Genomic DNA, 18,795 nt, shown 5'->3' with positions numbered 1-18,795 from the left:
GGGGTTTATTACTAATGGAAAATACAAGAGAACAATTAAGAATAGTTGCAGTAGGACACGTAGATCACGGTAAGTCTACAGTAATTGGAAGATTATTGTATGATACAAAATCATTACCAGAAGGTGCAATTGAAAAAGTTAAAAGAATTGCTAAAGAAACCGGTAAACCTTTTGAATATGCTTACCTATTAGATGCTTTTGAAGAGGAACAAAAACAAGGTATAACAATAGATACAACTTCACTTCAATTTCATACGGACAAAAGGGATTATGTAATTATAGATGCACCAGGACATATAGAATTTCTTAAAAATATGATTACAGGAGCAGCTAGTGCTGAAGCTGCACTACTTATAATAGATGCTAAAGAGGGAATACAAGAACAATCTAAAAGACATGGTTATATATTATCACTACTTGGTATAAAGCAGGTGTGTGTTGTAGTTAATAAAATGGATCTTATAGATTACAGCCAGGAAAAATTTAATGTTATAAAAAATGAAATGAATGCTTTCCTAAAAAAGTTAAATGTACATCCAATGAGCTATATTCCTATTTCAGCATTTTATGGTGAAAACTTAACTTCAAAATCAGATAAATTATCTTGGTACACCGGAGAAACCGTACTTGAATCATTAGATTTATTTACTCAAGAAGAGGGATTAGAAGCAAAGCCGTTAAGATTTCCAATTCAAGATGTATATAAATTTGATAACAGACGTATAATTGCAGGAAGAATAGAAGCGGGTACGCTTAAGGTTGGTGATGAAATTCTTATTTCACCATCAAATAGAACTACAAAAGTTAAAAGTATAGAAGCATTTGTAGAAAAAGATAGGGTAAGTAGAGTAAGTGCAGGAATGTCAGTGGGAATTACTCTTGAAGATGAGTTTTTCAATAAAAGAGGAGAAATAATTTCGCACATTAATAACGCTCCTATTATTGCTGATGTATTTACAACTAATATATTTTGGATGGGAAAAAAAAGTTTAGTAAAAGGCAAAAAATATAAGATAAAACTTGTAACCCAAGAAGTTGAATGTGAAATTGTAGCTTTTAATAAAGTAATAGATGCAAGTACTATAGGAACATATGTTGATGCAACTGAGGCCAAAACTAATGATGTAGCTGAAGTTACTATAAGGACAAAGGAAAAAATATGTTTTGATAAATTTGCAGATAACCAAAATACTGGTAGATTTGTAATAGTAGATGGTTATGATGTATGCGGCGGTGGAATTATTTCAGGGGTGGCTGAGTCTATAGGAGCTATAGAAACTACCTTTAGTAAAGATAAGCTTAAATTTACTATCAATTGTTTTGATGAATATTATTTTGATATTAAAGCATTAGCAATTAAAAAGGAATTGATAAAGGCTACCCAATATAAAATTGGGGATAATGTACCTTTCCTTGGATCAAGTTATGAATATACAAAAGATTTTGATGTAATAGCATTAAATGCAGGTCTTGCTTCTAAAATAAGAAATGGTAAGTTAATAGATATTATATCAGTAGAAAACTACACATATGAATCTATAGTTATTATAAATGAAAAAGGATTTGGTGTTAAACTAACATCGAATAAGGATTTAGTAGCATATAAGAATGAATATAAAAAAGTTATGAATGAGAAGTTTGCAAACAAGTGGTTAGAGTTTACTAAATATAGAACTATAAGATTTAGTGATAGTGTAGATGAAACATTAGAATATTCAATTTAAGTAAATATGAGATCATGATTGAATGAAAAAATTGGAAGAACCAATCGAGATGAGCAGAAATCACCTTGATTGGTTTTTTTGTTGAAGCTAATCCCATTAATTGCTCTAATGGGATTGTTTCTATCTTTTAAAGTTTTATGAGCTAATTGATTTTGCAAAATTAAGATGCTTTTGATACAATAAATAGAGTTATTTTTTTAAATTCAAAACATGACTTTATATAAAATAAAAGGGGAGTTATATGAAAAATTCGGAAACATTAAAAATGCAAATAGAGAAAATTGATGGGAAAAGCTATAGGATGTATAAAGATTTAGAGGGAGAGTATGATTTTGGAAGTTTTGTGCTTTGCATAGATCATGTTCAAGGTGATCCCTTTGCATCACCATCAAGGATTAGAATAGTAGTAGATCAGAATAGTTCTAAGTTTCCAAAAGAAATTTTTGATAATAAAATTAAAAACATTGCAGTAGCCGATTTTTTAACAAGAGAATTTCATTATAATATAAACAAATATTCGCAGAAGGTTTTTGGGTCTGGGAAGAGTGGATTAATAGAAATAAGTAAATGTCCACAGGAAATATTAGATAGAACTTCAATAATTATAGAGCAGGATAAAATAGAAGCTAGATTTTATGTTGGATTTCCAGCAAGAGGGCGAAGTGTACTAGCTCGAGAACTTGAGAAAATTCTATATAATATTATACCAAACATTGTTGAAAAAACTTTAATATATAAAAATATGGATAGTAAAAGATTAATAAGTAGAGTAACCCTTGTAGAGGATCAAGAATACATAAGAAGGTCACTCACAACTAGAGGGCTAGTTGCATTCGTAGCTAATGGATCGATATTGCCTAGAGAGAGTGGAGTGTCTACAAAAGCACTTAAAGGTGGTATAGAATTTACATCGCCAAGAGATCTAGAAGTAGAATTTAATACAAAAAGTCATGGCAGAATTCGTGGCATGGGAATTAAAAACGGTATTACACTGATAGTAGGTGGAGGATATCATGGTAAATCTACATTATTAAAAGCTTTAGAACTTGGAGTTTATAACCATATTGAAGGTGATGGTAGGGAATTTGTTATAACCGATGAATCAGCTTTAAAGATAAGAGCTGAAGATAGCCGTTGTATAACTAAAACAAATATATCTCTATTTATTAGTAAACTACCAAACGGTAAAGATACTATAGAATTTTCTACTGAAAATGCAAGTGGAAGTACATCAGAAGCGGCGAATATAATAGAGGGAATAGAAAGTGGAGCAAAGGTACTACTAATAGATGAGGATACCTCAGCCACCAATTTTATGATGAGAGATGATTTAATGCAAAAATTAGTTTCAAAAGAAAAAGAGCCAATTACACCATTTATAGAAATAGTGCGACCGTTGTATAAACAAAATGGTATTTCAACGATAATGGTAGTAGGAAGCTCAGGTGAGTTTTTTGATGTAGCAGATAGCGTAATTCAATTGGACAACTATGAAGCAAAGAATGTTACTGTAGAGGCTAAAAAGTTAAGTCGTGGTAATATAATTCAAAGAATTATTGATAGGGATTTAAAAACAAATATTGTTTTTAATAGAGTAATCAAAGCTGGAACTATAGCACAAGGAGATAAAGGTATTAAGATGAAAACAATAGGGTTAAATGTTTTAAGTATAAATCACGAGGATATAGAATTAAGAGCTGTGGAACAAATAGTTGACAGTGAGCAAATAAATGCTATTGGAAGTATTATGAAATGGGCAGAACTAAGTCTTATGAGTAAGGAATTAAATTTTGGTGAAATGGTTGATAATATAATTTGCCAAATAGATAGAAATGGGTTAATATCCATGGATAGATTAAAAGGTGGAAGCGGTAGTTTAGCAATGCCTAGAAAGCAAGAAATAATGGCGACCTATAATAGATATAGAAAGCTTAAAGTATAAAGAGTTAAAATAAAACGCTTTAATGAAAGGGGAAAAACAAATGTATAGTTTTAAAAATGATTATAGTGAAGGAGCTCATCCAAATATATTGAGGGCTTTAATTGAATCAAATATGGAGCAAGAAGATGGCTATGGAGAAGATAAATATACACTTGACGCTATCAATTTATTAAAGGAAAAGTTACAATCAAATGATGTTGATATCCATATGCTTTGTGGTGGAACTCAAACTAATCTTACAGCTATTTCTGCCTTTTTAAGACCTCATGAAGCTGTTATTTCAGCTAATACTGGACATGTATTAGTTCATGAAACTGGAGCAATAGAGGCAACTGGTCATAAGGTTATTTCTATAAAAGTAGATGATGGGAAACTTAAACCAATTCATATAAAGATGGCATTAGATGAGCATACTGACGAACATATGGTAAAGCCTAAAATGGTTTATATATCAAATCCAACCGAAATAGGTACTATATATAAGAAACAAGAGTTAAAGAATTTATACGAATTCTGCACTAAACATAATATAATATTATATGTAGATGGAGCAAGGCTAGGATCTGCATTATGTTCAAAAGAAAATGACATTAAAATTTCAGATTTACCAAAGCTTACTGACGCTTTTTATATAGGTGGAACAAAAAATGGAGCATTAATTGGTGAAGCCTTTGTGATTTGCAAACAATCACTTAAGGAAGACTTTAGATATCATATTAAACAAAAGGGTGGATTACTTGCAAAAGGTAGGTTAATCGGTATACAGTTTTTGGAGTTGTTTAAAAATGATATTTACTTTGAACTAGCTAAACATGCTAATTTCATGGCTGAAACATTAAAAATAGGAATTAAAAAGGGCGGATATGAATTTTTAATAAATTCATCCACAAATCAGATTTTTCCAATAATGCCTAATAAAACAATTGATAAGCTTCAAGATAAGTATTCGTTTCTTGTATGGCAAAAAATCGATGAGAACAATTCTGCTATTCGCCTTGTAACGTCATGGGCCACAAAAGAAGAGGCAGTTAACTCGTTTATTGAAGATTTAAGTTTAATTAGTAAAAGCAATTTTATGTAAATATATCACACTTTATTTCTATGTATTTTAATTTATAGAATAAACCTTAGACAGGTACATGGGTACCCCTTTAAGGTTTATTTTTCTGTAAATATAGTAAAATTCTAAAGTGCTTAAGACTCAAAGTTTGCAAGTGGATACCATAACAGGTGCAACAAATAGTAGTAAAGTAATTCTAAAATCTATTGAGAATGTACTGAATTTAGGCAAAGTATAAACACATAAAAGAAGTTATCCCAATTTTTCAATTTAGTGGATGATATTATGAGTTTATTGCAATGTCAGTCTTATTTTATTGCAATTTTGTTAAAAATCATGTATTCTAGTTAATAATGATTAATGAATAATAAAATGGACAAAAGGTTATATAGGGGGTAATGAAGTGAGAAAGTTTAAAAGAGTACTAGTAGCAAATAGAGGTGAAATTGCAATAAGAATTTTTAGAGCTTGTAATGAGCTTGGAATTCGTACGGTTGCAATTTACTCTAATGAGGATAAATATTCGTTATTTAAAACTAAGGCAGATGAAGCATATCTAATTGGGAAAAACAGAAGTCCTGTTGAGGCATATTTAAACATTGAAGAAATAATAAGTATTGCGCTTAAAAAAGGTGTTGATGCTATTCATCCAGGGTATGGTTTTTTATCAGAGAACCCTGAATTTGCAATAAAATGTGCTAAAGCAGGTATTGAATTTATTGGACCGACTGCAGAAATGATGGACAGTCTTGGAGATAAAATCAAATCTAAGATTGTGGCAAATGCGGTAGGAGTTCCTACTATACCTGGAGATAAAAAAGAAGTTGAAACAGTTGATGAGGCAAAGAAACTTGCAGAAAAATGTGGATATCCTGTCATGCTAAAAGCAGTCGCTGGTGGTGGTGGACGAGGTATGAGAATTGTACGGGATGCAAGTGAATTAGAAACTTCTTATATAAGTGCTAAAAGTGAAGCAAAAAAAGCTTTTGGTATAGACCATCTTTATGTAGAAAAATATCTTGAAAAATCTAAACATATAGAAGTACAGGTTCTTGGAGATAAGTTTGGCAATATTGTTCATTTGCATGAGAGAGATTGTTCTATTCAAAGAAGGCATCAAAAGGTTGTAGAATATACTCCAGCCTTTTCAATATCACAGAAAAAAAGAGATGAAATTTGTAATGATGCATTAAAAATTGCTAAATCAGTAAATTATAGAAGTGCAGGCACATTGGAGTTCTTAGTAGATACTAAGGGAAATCATTATTTTATAGAAATGAATCCTAGAATTCAAGTTGAACATACCGTTACAGAGATGGTAACAGGTATAGATATAGTTCAAAGTCAAATCTTAATAGCAGAAGATTACGCATTAAATTCTGAGAAAATAGGAATTAATTCTCAAGAAGATGTAAAAGTTAATGGATATTCGATTCAATGTCGTATAACAACAGAAGATCCTTCTAATAATTTTGCACCAGATACAGGGAAAATAGAAGAATATAGAACAGGTTCTGGATTTGGAATAAGACTAGATGGTGGTAATGGCTTTGCTGGAGCTATAATTAGTCCTTATTATGATAGTTTACTTGTAAAAAACATATCATGGTCTAGAACTTTTAAAGATGCTATAAAGAAGTCTATAAGAGCTGTAGAAGAAACTAGAATTACAGGGGTAAAGACTAATATAGGGTTTTTAATTAATGTATTGAATCACCCTACTTTCCTTAAGGGCGAATGTAATACAAATTTTATTGAAGAAAATCCTGAACTTATATCTATTACACCTCAAGCAGATGAAGAAAGTAGAGTGCTAAAATTTATTGGTGAAAAAATGGTTAATGAAAACAATGGTATTAAGAAACTTTATGATGTACCAGTGGTTCCAAAAATCATATTGCCAAATGAACTTAGTGGAACAAAACAAATATTAGATCTTCAGGGTACACAAGGACTTTTAAAATGGATTAAAGGACAAAATAAATTGCTATTGACTGATACAACAATGAGAGATGCTCAACAATCATTAATGGCAACTAGAATGAGAACAAAGGACATGTTAAAGATAGCAACTGCTACTTCAGTTTATGGAACAGATTTATTTTCTCTTGAAATGTGGGGAGGAGCTACTTTTGATGTAGCATATAGATATTTAAATGAATCTCCTTGGGAGAGACTAATACAACTTAGAAAGAAAATTCCTAATGTACTTTTTCAGATGCTTATACGTGGAGCGAATGCTGTAGGTTATAAAAATTATCCTGATAATATAGTTCGTGAATTTATTAAAGAATCAGCAACTAGTGGTGTTGATGTGTTTAGAATATTTGATTCTTTAAACTGGCTTAAAGGAATGGAGACTTCAATAGACGAGGTTATTAAAAGTGGTAAGGTTGCAGAGGCTTGTATTTGTTATACAGGTGATATATTAAATGATAAAAAAAACAAATATAATTTGGATTATTATATAAAAATTGCAAAGGAAATTGAAAAAACAGGAGCTCATATATTAGGTATAAAGGATATGTCAGCACTGCTTAAACCTCATGCTGCGTATAAACTGATTAATGCCTTAAAACAAGAGGTAGGAATGCCTATTCATCTTCATACTCATGATACTACTGGGAATGGTGTAGCTACAGTTTTGATGGCAGCTCAAGCAGGTGTTGATATTGTAGATACTGCTTTTAATAGTATGTCAGGACTTACTAGTCAACCAGCTTTAAATTCAGTTGTTGCAGCACTTAAAAATACTGACAGAGATACTGGAATAGACCTTAAAGGAATTCAAGGAATTTCAGATTATTGGGATGCTGTAAGACCAGTTTATGACCAATTTAAATCAGATTTGAATTCTGGTTCAGCTGAAATTTATAGATATGAAATTCCAGGAGGCCAATACTCTAATCTTAAACCACAGGTAGAGAGTTTCGGTCTTGGACATAAATTTAATGAAATTAAAGAGACATATAAAGTTGTAAATGATATGGTAGGGGATATTGTAAAGGTAACTCCATCTTCTAAGATGGTTGGAGATTTTGCAATATTTATGGTCCAAAATGACCTTACACCAGAAAATATATATGAAAAAGCAATTAAAATGTCCTTCCCAGATTCTGTTGTATCATATTTTAAAGGAATGATGGGTCAACCAATGGGAGGATTTCCAGAGAAACTTCAGAAACTAGTTTTAAAGGGTGAAAATCCAATTACATGTAGACCAGGTGAATTATTGCCAGCTGAAGATTTTGATATGGTAGAGAAACACTTAATAGAAAAGTTTAGTATAACTCCAACTAAAAAAGATATATTAAGTTATTCATTATATCCAGATGTATTTGATAATTATCTTAAATACATTCATGAATATGGAGATTTAAGTAGGATTGGAAGCGATATTTTCTTCCACGGACTAAATGAGGGTGAAACCTGTGAGGCTGAAATTGCTGATGGAAAAACTCATATGATAAAATTGCTTCACATTAGTAAATTAGATTTAGAAGGTAATAAAGTTCTTGTATTTGAAGTTGATGGAAATAGACGTGAAATAAAAATAAAAGATAAAAATAACAAAGCTGTTCTAAATTATCAGGTGTCACAAATGGCAGATCCGTCAAATTCTTTAGAGGTTGGATCACCAATACCAGGAACGGTTATATCTATCCTTGTAGCTGAAGGAGATTTGGTAACTGAAAATCAACAATTAATGGTGGTAGAGGCTATGAAAATGGAGACTAGGGTAATTGCTTCAAAGGCAGGAACCGTTGAGCTAATTAATGTTAAAGAAGGACAACAGGTAAAGGCTGGTGAACTTTTAATAAATTTAAAATAGAATGAAAATAAACATATAAAAGATAGTAAAACTTTTAAACAAGGTTTACTATCTTATATATATATATGCTATTTTATGTCTAAGAAAAACGAACAACTAAAAAATATGTATTTATATGATGATTTATTTATAATATAATTGTAAGATAAAATAGTATTGTGTAAACGACTAATATATGCTAAGATATAAACAAGAAAGAAAAGGTTTTCCTAAATAGGATTATTTAATTTTTAGAGAAATTATTTAGAGAAAAAAGCGTACTTATAAAAGTACGTATTAATTTTGGAGATATAGAAAAGGTTTTCCTAAATAAATTAATGGTGATATTGTGGACATGTTGCTTAAATAAAGTGTGTTTTAGTAGGGAATATATCTTATGGACTATTTCTAAAAAAGAAAAAGAAAGTATATTATAAAATATACGAGGAGGAAATAAAAATGAAAGAAGCAAACCCAATGAAACAAAGATTTGCCTTTGCAGCAGGTGCATTTGGGCATGATATTTTTTATGCAACATTATCAACATATTTCATGATTTTCGTTACAAAAGCTATGTTTGTAGGAGCTCCAAAGGAAACTCAGGTGAAAATGATAGCTTTAGTTACCTCATTAGTTGTAGGTATCAGATTGGTTGAAATTGTTTTTGATCCAATTATTGGAAGCATTATAGATAACACTAAAACTAGATGGGGTAAATTCCGTCCATGGCTTTGTATTGGTGGAACAATCAGTGCAATTTGTTTAGCAATGTTATTTACTAATTTCTTTGGACTAGCAACAAGTAACCAAACTTTATTTACAATTCTATTTATTATTGTTTTCATTGTTTTAGACTGTTCATATTCATTTAAAGATATTGCATTTTGGTCAATAATCCCTGCACTTAGTGAGGATTCGGCAGAACGTGGAAAATTAGCAACATTCGGACGTTTCGCTTCATCATTAGGCGCAAACGGAACAACACTAGCAGTAATTCCTATAGTTTCATTCTTTACCTTAGTAGTTACTGGTCACTCTGGTCAAGGAGCTAGTGGATGGTTTGCTTTTGGTTTAATAGCTGCATTAATCTATGGTATTACAAGTTGGATTGTAGCTTTGGGAACAAAAGAACAAGAAAGTCCTTTACGTAAGCAAAAGGGAAAAACTTCACTTAAAGATGTTTTTACTGCACTTGCTAAAAACGACCAATTAATGTGGTTAGCTCTAGCATATATTTTATTTGCGGTTGGGTATGTAGCTACAACAGCAGTATTAATGCTTTACTTCCAATATGTAATCGGTAATTTAGCAGCTTTTTCAATTGTAGGTATTGTAGCTGCAATTTGTGGTATTGTATCTGTTCCACTTTACCCAATTATTACTAAATATATTTCAAGAAAATATGTTTATATAATTGGAGTATTTTTAATGATAATTGGATATATGATACTTTCAATTGCATCACCAAATTCAATGGCAGTTATTGTTATAGGTCTAGTATTCTTCTATTTTCCGTACCAATTAATTTTTCTAGCAGTACTTATGACAATTAGTGACTCAGTAGAATACGGACAATGGAAAAATGGAGTTCGTAATGAAGCAGTAACTTTATCTCTTCGTCCATTACTAGATAAACTCGCAGGTGCTTTATCTAATGGTATCGTAGGTTTCATATCAGTAACATGTGGTATGATTGGGAATGCACAAGCAAGTGATATAACATCTAAAGGTATTGTAACATTTAAGATGTGGGCTTTCTATTTGCCAGCAGCATTAATGATTATCTCCGCTGTTATATTCTTATTCAAAATTAAATTGACAGAAAAGAAACATGCTGAAATAGTAAAAGAATTAGAAGCATCATTAGCAAAATAAAACTAATTCAAGTTAAAAAATAAGCATTGTTAATACTAGAAAGCTGCCTCAAGACAGAAAATTGAGGCAACTTTCTATTTACAAATATTAATTTACATATTAATATTTATATAAGTAATTAGTTAATTTAATATAATATAATATGTGTAAATATTTTGACGTTATAGGGAGGCAAAAAATGAAAGCCAGTATAAGAGATGTCGCAAGAGAGGCAAATGTTTCTATGAGCACGGTATCTAGAGTTATGAATAAAAATTATCCGGTTAAAGAAGAAACTAAAATTAGAGTTGAAAAAGCTGTAGAAAAATTAAAATTTAGTCCTAATACATTGGCAAGATCCTTGATTTGTCAAAATACAAAGACAATAGGAATTTTAGTTCCAAGTATAGATAATTTTTTCTTTCCAACTGTAATTAAAGCTATTGAATATGAATTGAAAATAAACGGTTATTCAATTTATCTCTGTGATACAGGGAATAGTGCTGCAGAAGAAATAAAATATGTAAAATCGTTTATGGGTAAGCAAGTAGATGGTATTATCGTCATTGACCCAAAAACGGAAAATATGAAAAATGGGTTTTATGAAGAGGCAAGCGAAGATGTCCCACTTGTATCAATAAATGGATATAATGAAAATATAAATTGTAATTTTGTAATTAATGATGAAGCAAGTGGTGCAAAAGAGGCGATGTTATATCTTCTAGAATTAGGACATAAAAATATAATATTTGTAAGAGGCAAAGAAAGTTATTCATATGACATAAAAGAAAACGTTTATAATAAATTCATGCAAGAAAATAAATTAAATAACTATAAAAATATTATAAATATTGGTGAAGGTAATAGTTATGAGACTGTAGATGGGACAATGAATATAATGAAAAAAGAGCTAGAAAACCTACAAGCACCAATGGCGATATTTGCTTGTAATGATTTAATGGCACTTGGCGTTTTAAATGCATGTAAAATAATGAATTTTAATGTACCTAAGGATGTTTCAATAATAGGTTTTGATAATATTTGTATATCCAGTATGGCTGAACCCAAAATTACAACAGTAGATCAAAATATGTATTTACTTGGAGAAAGTGCTTCAAAGATGCTTTTGGATTTGATAGAAAATAAAAATCAAACGGTTAGTAGAAATAAACTCAAAACACAACTGATTATTAGAAATAGCTGTAGTAATGTATGATATAAATAAAGAATAATACCCCTAGCAGATTTATCTCTCAAACTTAAACGCAACTATTGAAGCTGCTAGAGCTGGGGAAGCTGGTAAAGGATTTGCTGTTGTTGCTGATGAAGTTAGAAAACTTGCAGAGCAAACGGCTGTTTCAACTAAAGAAATAGGGAAAGTTGTTAAAGAAATTCAAAATGAAATTCAAAATGCTAAAACTAGTATGAATATTGGTGAAGGTTTAGTTGATGAAGTAGATAAGTCAATTGTTGAAACAGATAAAGCATTTTCTATAATTGAAGATTCTATAGAAAAAACATTGTTTAAAATTACAGAACTAACAGAAAATATATTAAAAATTGCTAAAGATAAAAATGAAATTATACAATCTATTGAATCTATTTCAGCGGTTTCAGAAGAATCAGCTGCTGCTACACAGGAAGTTTCAGCTTCAATGGATTTACAACTTGAAAGCATGGAAAATATATCAACTACAAGTGAGGAGTTAAAGGATATCTCAGATAGCTTAAGAAAATTGGTAGATAAAATTAAAATTTAAAGAATTTTTTTTTATATAAAAGGCATCTACTTGAAAGTAGGTGCCTTTTATGAGTAATTAGTGCATATTGGTATATTATATATTTTTGAAAACAATGGAGACTTCTTTTTCAATTTTTTTACTATTAAGTAGGAGGACTCCCCCTTTATTTGAATATTCAAAGAACGATTACTTAGTTCAACCTTTTCTAATGAAACATGTAGATTGTGTTTATGATCAAGTGCATCAGCAACCCTAAGAATAGATATTAATTTTAGTGTATCTGCCTTTTCTTCTAATGAATAACAATTAATAGAATTATCAATAGATTTTCCATGACTACTTGCAATTAATGCCAGATTGTTTCTGAGAATATTGGGAATTTTATCTAGCAATGGTTCCTTTAAGATGATGTATTTTGTATGCTTTTGATGATTATCTTTATTAATAAAATAACCTATGTCGTGAAAGATAGCACTATAATAAAGAAGATTTCTTTCCTCATCTTTAAATTTATAGTAGGGGTATAGAGAATCCAATAAACGTAAAGCATACATTGAAACTTTTTTTTCATGTGAGGTTATGTCTAAGACATTGTATTTATCTAAAATGCTAAAAAGTTCTACTTTGTTTATATAATTTGCTATATTAAGCATGTTATTCTCCTTGCAATAATTAGTTTTTAATTAGATATATTAAAGTATACTAATTATATGCAAATATTATGGAGAATATGTTTATTAGTTATTTTATTATTAATTTTTTATTGTATATCTTCTCAAATGATGAGGAACAGTCCATTGCTGCACTTGTTTCTAGTAATGGATCAGCTTTAGCATCAACAGTTATGGTTACACTTGAAGCTTCAATAGTGCAATTAATCATTTCTATATTTCCAGTTAAACATCTATCAAGACTTTCACTAATGCGCAGTAATACGCTTAATTTATCTATTATTTCTAAATCTTGTTTAGTTATTAAATCTTGATACAATTTTAAATCAATTTTAAATTCATTTTTTCTGTGAAGTGCTGCAACATAGGCTGACATTAGTTGCTGCTTATGAGTAAGACCATTAATCTTAGAGTTAGCAATCATATAAGAAGAATGTTTATGATGATCAAAATAACTTATCAGAATTCCTATATCATGAAGCATAGCTGCAGTTTTTAAAATCTTATAAGGATTTATTGGTATATTAATAATTGAGTTTAGTTGATTGTATAATGTTTTAGTAAGCATCCACACATGGTTCGGGTGCTTAAGGTCTATTTCATAGTTAAGTAAATTATTTTTTAAAGAAAAATCAAGAACGTCATCTAACGGTTTATCATTTTTTAAAATATATTCATATAAAACACCATCACGAAGACCACTTCCGCTAACATGGAGTTCTTTTATATCCAAATAATCAATTAAGGTTACTAAAACTGAAGCCGCACCAACAAAAATATCAGCTCTTTCCTTAGAAAGTCCCTTAAGTTTTTTTCTTTGATATGAATCTTTTACCTTAACCTGATCATAGATAGAGAGTACTTCATTTGTAGGAATTATATAATTATGGAGATTATCTATTGGATAATTAGTCTTTTTTTGATGTAGTTTACCAATATTCCTTATAGTACCGCCAATCCCAATTATGGGAACATTTTCGACATCTTTTAACCAAGGAATATCTTTAAATAGAGAAGTAAGAAAATTCTTAATGGCAGTTTCACTTTTAGTATCCATAGCCTTTTGAAGCGAAAATTTCTCTGTGAGATTTATGGCACCAAAAGGTAAACTTATGGAGTGTATTAGTTTTCTATTTTTAACTAAGATTAATTCGGAACTACTTCCACCAATATCCATTATTAACGCATCAGAAAAATCCATGCTATTTATAGCACCAAAATAATCATAATAAGCTTCCTGAATTCCTGTTAAAACACGAATATCAATAGAAAGTTCTGTTTTAACGCGTCTCAAAAATTCCTTTTGATTAGTGGCTTTTCTGACAGCTTCTGTAGCAATAGCTAAAATTTCATTTATATTTTGAATTAAACATAACCTTTTAAAAAAAGATAAAGTAGCAATAGCCATTTCGATTCTAGATGAATTTAATTCTCCTTTTAGTGTCATATCTTTGCCAAGTCGAACGCTTTCTTTTACTTCATCTATTATTCTAAAGGAATTATCTTTGTTTATTTGTACAATTACTAAACGTATTGAATTTGATCCAATATCAATTATAGCTATTTTTTTCATTTCTATGATTCCCCTTTGAAATTGTTTTATTTATATAACTTATGTCTATAATAGTTAATAGTAATAATATTTGCAAGGGTTAATAAATATGACTATAATAAACAAAGTTTTTTATGACAATAGTTAGGTTAAGTTTTGGTTAAATATAACACATATTATTGTATAATAATATACATTATAGTAGTATGAATGTATGTTAATTTTTTTATACAAAGGAGATTTTTTATGAGCATAGCACGAGCGTGGAAAATAATTGCATCTATTGATGTAGGTGCTAATTATCTTAAAATGACAATTGGCGAGATAAATACGCAAGGGGAAATACGAATTTTAGAAGATGTTGTAAAACCTACAAAAATAGGTAAAGACACGTTTTCTAAAGCGAGAATTTCTGTGCAGACAATACATGAGACATGTGACGATTTAAAAGGCTTTGTTAGGCTTATGAAAGACTATAAAATTGAATGTTACAAAGCTGTTGCAACTAGTGGACTTCGCGAAGCAGAAAACAAACAATATGTTTTAGAACAAATAAGACTAAGAACGGGTCTAAATATAGAATCTATAAATATTGCAGAAGAACAGTTTTTTATGTTGAAAGCAGTTAGGAACCATGTAAATTCAATTGATATAAAAAAATCTGAACAATATTTAATTGTAAACATTACCTCTGGTGCAGTTGAGACATCAATTTATGAGGATGGTAAATTGAAGCTAACTGAACATGTTAAAATTGGATCTTTAAAAATAAGAGAAGCTTTATCCGATTTAGAAACAAAGACTACTGAATTTTCTGAAACCATGGAACAATATATAGAAAGTAAAATATATGCACTAAAACCTCAAATTCAAAAATTTGAACCAAATCACTTTTTAGGATTGGGTGGAGAGCTAAATACAATTTGTGGAATTATAAGAAAGAAGAAAGGGTTAAATAAGAAGGATTATTACATAAGAAAGGAAGCATTATTGGCGCTTACTAAGGAAATTAGTAATATGGACAATTTCCAAATTAAAACTACTTTTGGACTTTCTAATAAAACAGCGGAACTTTTACTACCATCGATACTTATTTTTTATTGTTTTCTAAAAATGACTAAGGCAGAAGGAATTCAAATTCCTAAGTTATCACTAAGACAAGGAATTTTATATGATTTATCGGATGAAATACTAAATATACAACGAAAAAAAGAATTAATAAATGATATCATTAGTTCTGTATGGTATATAGGAGAAAAATATCAAATTGATAAAAAACATGCATCTTTTGTTGAAAAAGTTTCACTCCAAATTTTTGACTACACCAAAAGATTACATAAGCTAGGCGATAAAGAACGACTTTACTTACAAGTTGCGGCAATACTTCATGATGTGGGTGGTTTTATAAGTGCTAATAATCATAATTTTCATTCTTATAGTATAATAAGAGCTCAGAGTATTATTGGTTTTTCAGACATTGCACTTGAGCTTACAGCAAGTGCGGCAAGATACCATTCAGAGGATATTCCTATGGAAGCCAATAAAAATTATAGATTTCTAAGTGATGTTGATAAAATGGTTGTATCCACATTAGCTGCAATATTAAAATTATCAGAAGCTTTAGATATATCACATGTGCAAAAGATAAAAGAAATAAAATTAACAGGAACTAGGGATAACATGTTTTTTAATTTAAAATCTGAGGGAGATATTATTTTAGAAGAATGGAATTTTTTAAAACATGTAGATTTCTTTGAAGAGGTAATTGGCGTAAAGCCAATAATATAAAAGGGGAGATAAAAAATGACGGATTTTTCATTGCCTAAGTATTTTATTAGTAGGGAATTAAGCTGGATTCAGTTTAATGAACGTGTTCTTGAAGAAGCACAAGATACAACTAATCCATTATTTGAAAGATTAAAATTTGCAGCTATAGTAAGCTCGAATTTAGATGAGTTTTTTATGGTTCGAGTTGGTTCTTTATCTGATCAAATTATAGCTAAGTTTGATAAAAAAGATCCATCAGGACTTACTCCAATTCAGCAGATGAAGGAAATAGGAATATTAGTACATAAACTTGTTTATGATCAATTTAATTGTTATAATCGGTCATTAAAAAAAAGTCTAGCAAAAGAAAATATTAAATTTTTAAAAATTGACGATTTAACTAAAGTACAACTTAAATATCTGGAAAAATATTATTCAAATAATATTTTTCCAGTGTTAACGCCAATGGTGGTTAATCAAAGCAGTCCATTTCCATTAATATCTAATAAAAGTTTGAATATTGCAGTTCTTCTTAAGGACAATAAGGGTGAAGATATATTTGCCACAATAAAGGCTCCGTCAGTTTTCGATAGACTTGTAAAAATTCCAGATGAGGACGGCTTAGCTTTTGTGTTTTTAGAGGATATTGTTAAAATGAACTTAAATTCTCTTTTTAGTGGACATGAAATTATAGATGCAAGTTGTTATCGTATTACTAGAAATGCAGATATGGAATTAGATGAAGAAGGTGCAGAAGACCTGCTTGAAGCAATTGAAGAATCTTTAAAGCAACGTAGATGGGGTAAGGCCGTACGTCTTGAAATAGAAAAGGGTATGAATAATAAGCTTCTAAAAATTCTTGAGAGAGAACTTGAAATTACAAAGGAGCAAGAGTATGTAATAAGTGGACAAATTGATCTATCTTTTTTAATGAAAATGGGTAGGATTAAGGGATATGAAAAATTAGAATATGAACCTATTAAACCGCAGTTATCTAAGCAGTTTTTAAAATATGATAGTATATTTGATGCAATTTCAGAGAAGGATATTTTACTTCATCATCCTTATGAATCTTTTGACCCTATAGTTGAGTTAGTTAGGCAAGCAGCTGTTGATCCTAATGTTCTAGCTATAAAACATACATTATATCGTGTAAGTGGGAAATCACCTATTATAGAAGCATTAGTAAAGGCTGCAGAGATGGGTAAACAAGTCACAGTGCTTGTTGAACTTAAGGCAAGATTTGATGAAAGCAATAACATTGTTTGGGCAAAGCAACTAGAACAATCGGGTTGCCATGTGATTTATGGTCTTGTGGGACTTAAAACACATTGTAAAATATTACTTGTAGTAAGAAGAGAAGAAGATGGAATTAAGCGTTATGTGCACGTAGGTACCGGAAATTATAATGATGTTACGGCAAAACTTTATACTGATATTGGTTTATTTACAGTAAATCCTTATTTTGGAGCAGATGCATCTGTCTTATTTAATATGTTGTCTGGAAATTCTAAATTAACATCCTTATATAAATTTAGTCTAGCTCCATTGTTGTTAAGAGATAGATTTTTACAAATGATATCTGAGGAAACTGAGAATGCAAAGAGTGGTAAGAAGGCAAGAATTATTGTGAAAATAAATTCGTTAGTTGATACTGAGATTATTAAAGCCTTATTTAGGGCATCAACTGCTGGAGTTAAAATAGATTTAATAGTACGTGGTATTTGTTGCATCAAACCAGGTATACCTGGTGTAAGTGAAAATATTACTGTAAGAAGTATTGTAGGAAGATTTTTAGAACATAGCCGCATTTTTTATTTTTATAATGATGGACAAGAAGGTATTTATTTATCAAGTGCGGATTGGATGACTAGAAATTTAGACAGAAGAGTAGAACTTTTATTCCCAATCGAAGATCAAAATGCAAGAAATAGAGTAAAACATATTTTAGATATTGCTTTATTAGATACACAGAAAGCTAGAATTTTAAATAGTGATGGAATTTATACAAGAATTGATAGAAGAGGAAAAGAACAAATCAATAGTCAGAAGACATATTATGATATTTTGCTGCAAAAAGATAATAAAATCAAAGAAAAAGTCCGTCATATGAAGGAATACTGGGAAGAAAATGGTTTTGTTCCAAGAGTATCTGAAAAAATCGATTGACTTAATATATATTAATAGTAATGAGGATAGATTTTAAAACCTATCCTCCATTATTATTTGTCCTCTTTTAATTTTTTAATAAGTTTTTCTACAGTATCAGCAGAGACAAATTCACCATGTACTTTTGCAAATGGATGTTTATGACACAAACCACATTTGCTTAAACATTTTTTGTGTTTAAATTCTATATTATTATCTTTTAAGGCTTTACTAAGTTCACTATAGCTATCACTTGATTTACATATTTTAATCATTATATATCACGTCCTTTATATGTTTCTATTATTAACTAATAAAAATTATTTTATAACAATAGATTACCTTATCTTTATCATTTGCGCAAGCAATTATAGTGAATTATTTATAAAAAGATAAATTTACAATATAAAAGAAGAATAATATAAAATATTCTTTTGTTTAACAATAAGATAACAATATCTTAACCTAATCTAAATTACAATCTCATCATTTTAGAATAATATATAAACATAAGGCGGTGTATA

General features: G+C 29.8%; 12 protein-coding genes and 1 pseudogene. 10 read left to right on the top strand and 3 right to left on the bottom strand.

The features are described 5' to 3' along the window. Positions 1–14: 14 nt before the first annotated feature. The 8 genes and pseudogenes from Q0649_RS04895 to Q0649_RS04860 all read left to right on the top strand — a co-directional run bounded on the left by Q0649_RS04895 (position 15) and on the right by Q0649_RS04860 (position 12,151). Complete coding sequence (locus Q0649_RS04895) at positions 15–1,724, top strand: sulfate adenylyltransferase subunit 1 (RefSeq protein WP_298838196.1); 1,710 nt, start codon at positions 15–17, stop codon at positions 1,722–1,724. Positions 1,725–1,965: 241 nt separating this feature from the next. Beyond that, on the top strand, positions 1,966–3,666 hold the full coding sequence (locus tag Q0649_RS04890) for an ABC-ATPase domain-containing protein (RefSeq protein WP_298838193.1): 1,701 nt from the start codon (positions 1,966–1,968) through the stop codon (positions 3,664–3,666). 40 nt (positions 3,667–3,706) lie between these two features. After that, complete coding sequence (locus tag Q0649_RS04885; RefSeq protein WP_298838190.1) at positions 3,707–4,747, top strand: low specificity L-threonine aldolase; 1,041 nt, start codon at positions 3,707–3,709, stop codon at positions 4,745–4,747. A 106-nt stretch (positions 4,748–4,853) separates the two neighbouring features. Further along, a pseudogene (locus tag Q0649_RS04880) lies at positions 4,854–4,964 on the top strand (FMN-binding protein); the annotation flags it as partial. A 165-nt stretch (positions 4,965–5,129) separates the two neighbouring features. Then, positions 5,130–8,558, top strand: coding sequence for a pyruvate carboxylase (locus tag Q0649_RS04875; protein WP_298838187.1), 3,429 nt, complete (start codon positions 5,130–5,132; stop codon positions 8,556–8,558). A gap of 438 nt (positions 8,559–8,996) precedes the next feature. Next, entirely contained in the window at positions 8,997–10,412 is a 1,416-nt protein-coding gene (locus Q0649_RS04870) for a glycoside-pentoside-hexuronide (GPH):cation symporter (protein WP_298838184.1), read from the top strand. A gap of 178 nt (positions 10,413–10,590) precedes the next feature. Then, on the top strand, positions 10,591–11,607 hold the full coding sequence (locus Q0649_RS04865) for a LacI family DNA-binding transcriptional regulator (protein WP_298838182.1): 1,017 nt from the start codon (positions 10,591–10,593) through the stop codon (positions 11,605–11,607). A 28-nt stretch (positions 11,608–11,635) separates the two neighbouring features. Continuing rightward, on the top strand, positions 11,636–12,151 hold the full coding sequence (locus Q0649_RS04860; protein WP_298838270.1) for a methyl-accepting chemotaxis protein: 516 nt from the start codon (positions 11,636–11,638) through the stop codon (positions 12,149–12,151). Between the two features lie 47 nt (positions 12,152–12,198). Here the strand turns inward: Q0649_RS04860 and Q0649_RS04855 are convergent, their stop codons facing one another. Together Q0649_RS04855 and ppx are read right to left on the bottom strand one after the other, a co-directional pair. Further along, complete coding sequence (locus tag Q0649_RS04855; RefSeq protein WP_298838179.1) at positions 12,199–12,786, bottom strand: HD domain-containing protein; 588 nt, start codon at positions 12,784–12,786, stop codon at positions 12,199–12,201. An 88-nt stretch (positions 12,787–12,874) separates the two neighbouring features. Then, positions 12,875–14,377, bottom strand: coding sequence for an exopolyphosphatase (gene ppx, locus Q0649_RS04850; RefSeq protein WP_298838177.1), 1,503 nt, complete (start codon positions 14,375–14,377; stop codon positions 12,875–12,877). A gap of 225 nt (positions 14,378–14,602) precedes the next feature. On the opposite strand from ppx, the gene Q0649_RS04845 reads away from it, so the two are divergent. Further along, the gene (locus Q0649_RS04845; RefSeq protein WP_298838174.1) at positions 14,603–16,144 is read left to right on the top strand and encodes an HD domain-containing protein; all 1,542 of its coding nucleotides are present in this window, start codon (positions 14,603–14,605) and stop codon (positions 16,142–16,144) included. Positions 16,145–16,159: 15 nt separating this feature from the next. Further along, positions 16,160–18,292, top strand: coding sequence for an RNA degradosome polyphosphate kinase (locus tag Q0649_RS04840; protein WP_298838172.1), 2,133 nt, complete (start codon positions 16,160–16,162; stop codon positions 18,290–18,292). Between the two features lie 53 nt (positions 18,293–18,345). Here the strand turns inward: Q0649_RS04840 and Q0649_RS04835 are convergent, their stop codons facing one another. Beyond that, positions 18,346–18,546, bottom strand: coding sequence for a DUF1450 domain-containing protein (locus Q0649_RS04835; RefSeq protein ID WP_298838169.1), 201 nt, complete (start codon positions 18,544–18,546; stop codon positions 18,346–18,348). Positions 18,547–18,795: the final 249 nt, after the last annotated feature.

Source organism: uncultured Clostridium sp. (genome assembly GCF_937920395.1).
GTDB lineage: Bacteria > Bacillota > Clostridia > Clostridiales > Clostridiaceae > Clostridium_AD.
This window is presented reverse-complemented; position numbering and strand designations above follow the sequence as displayed.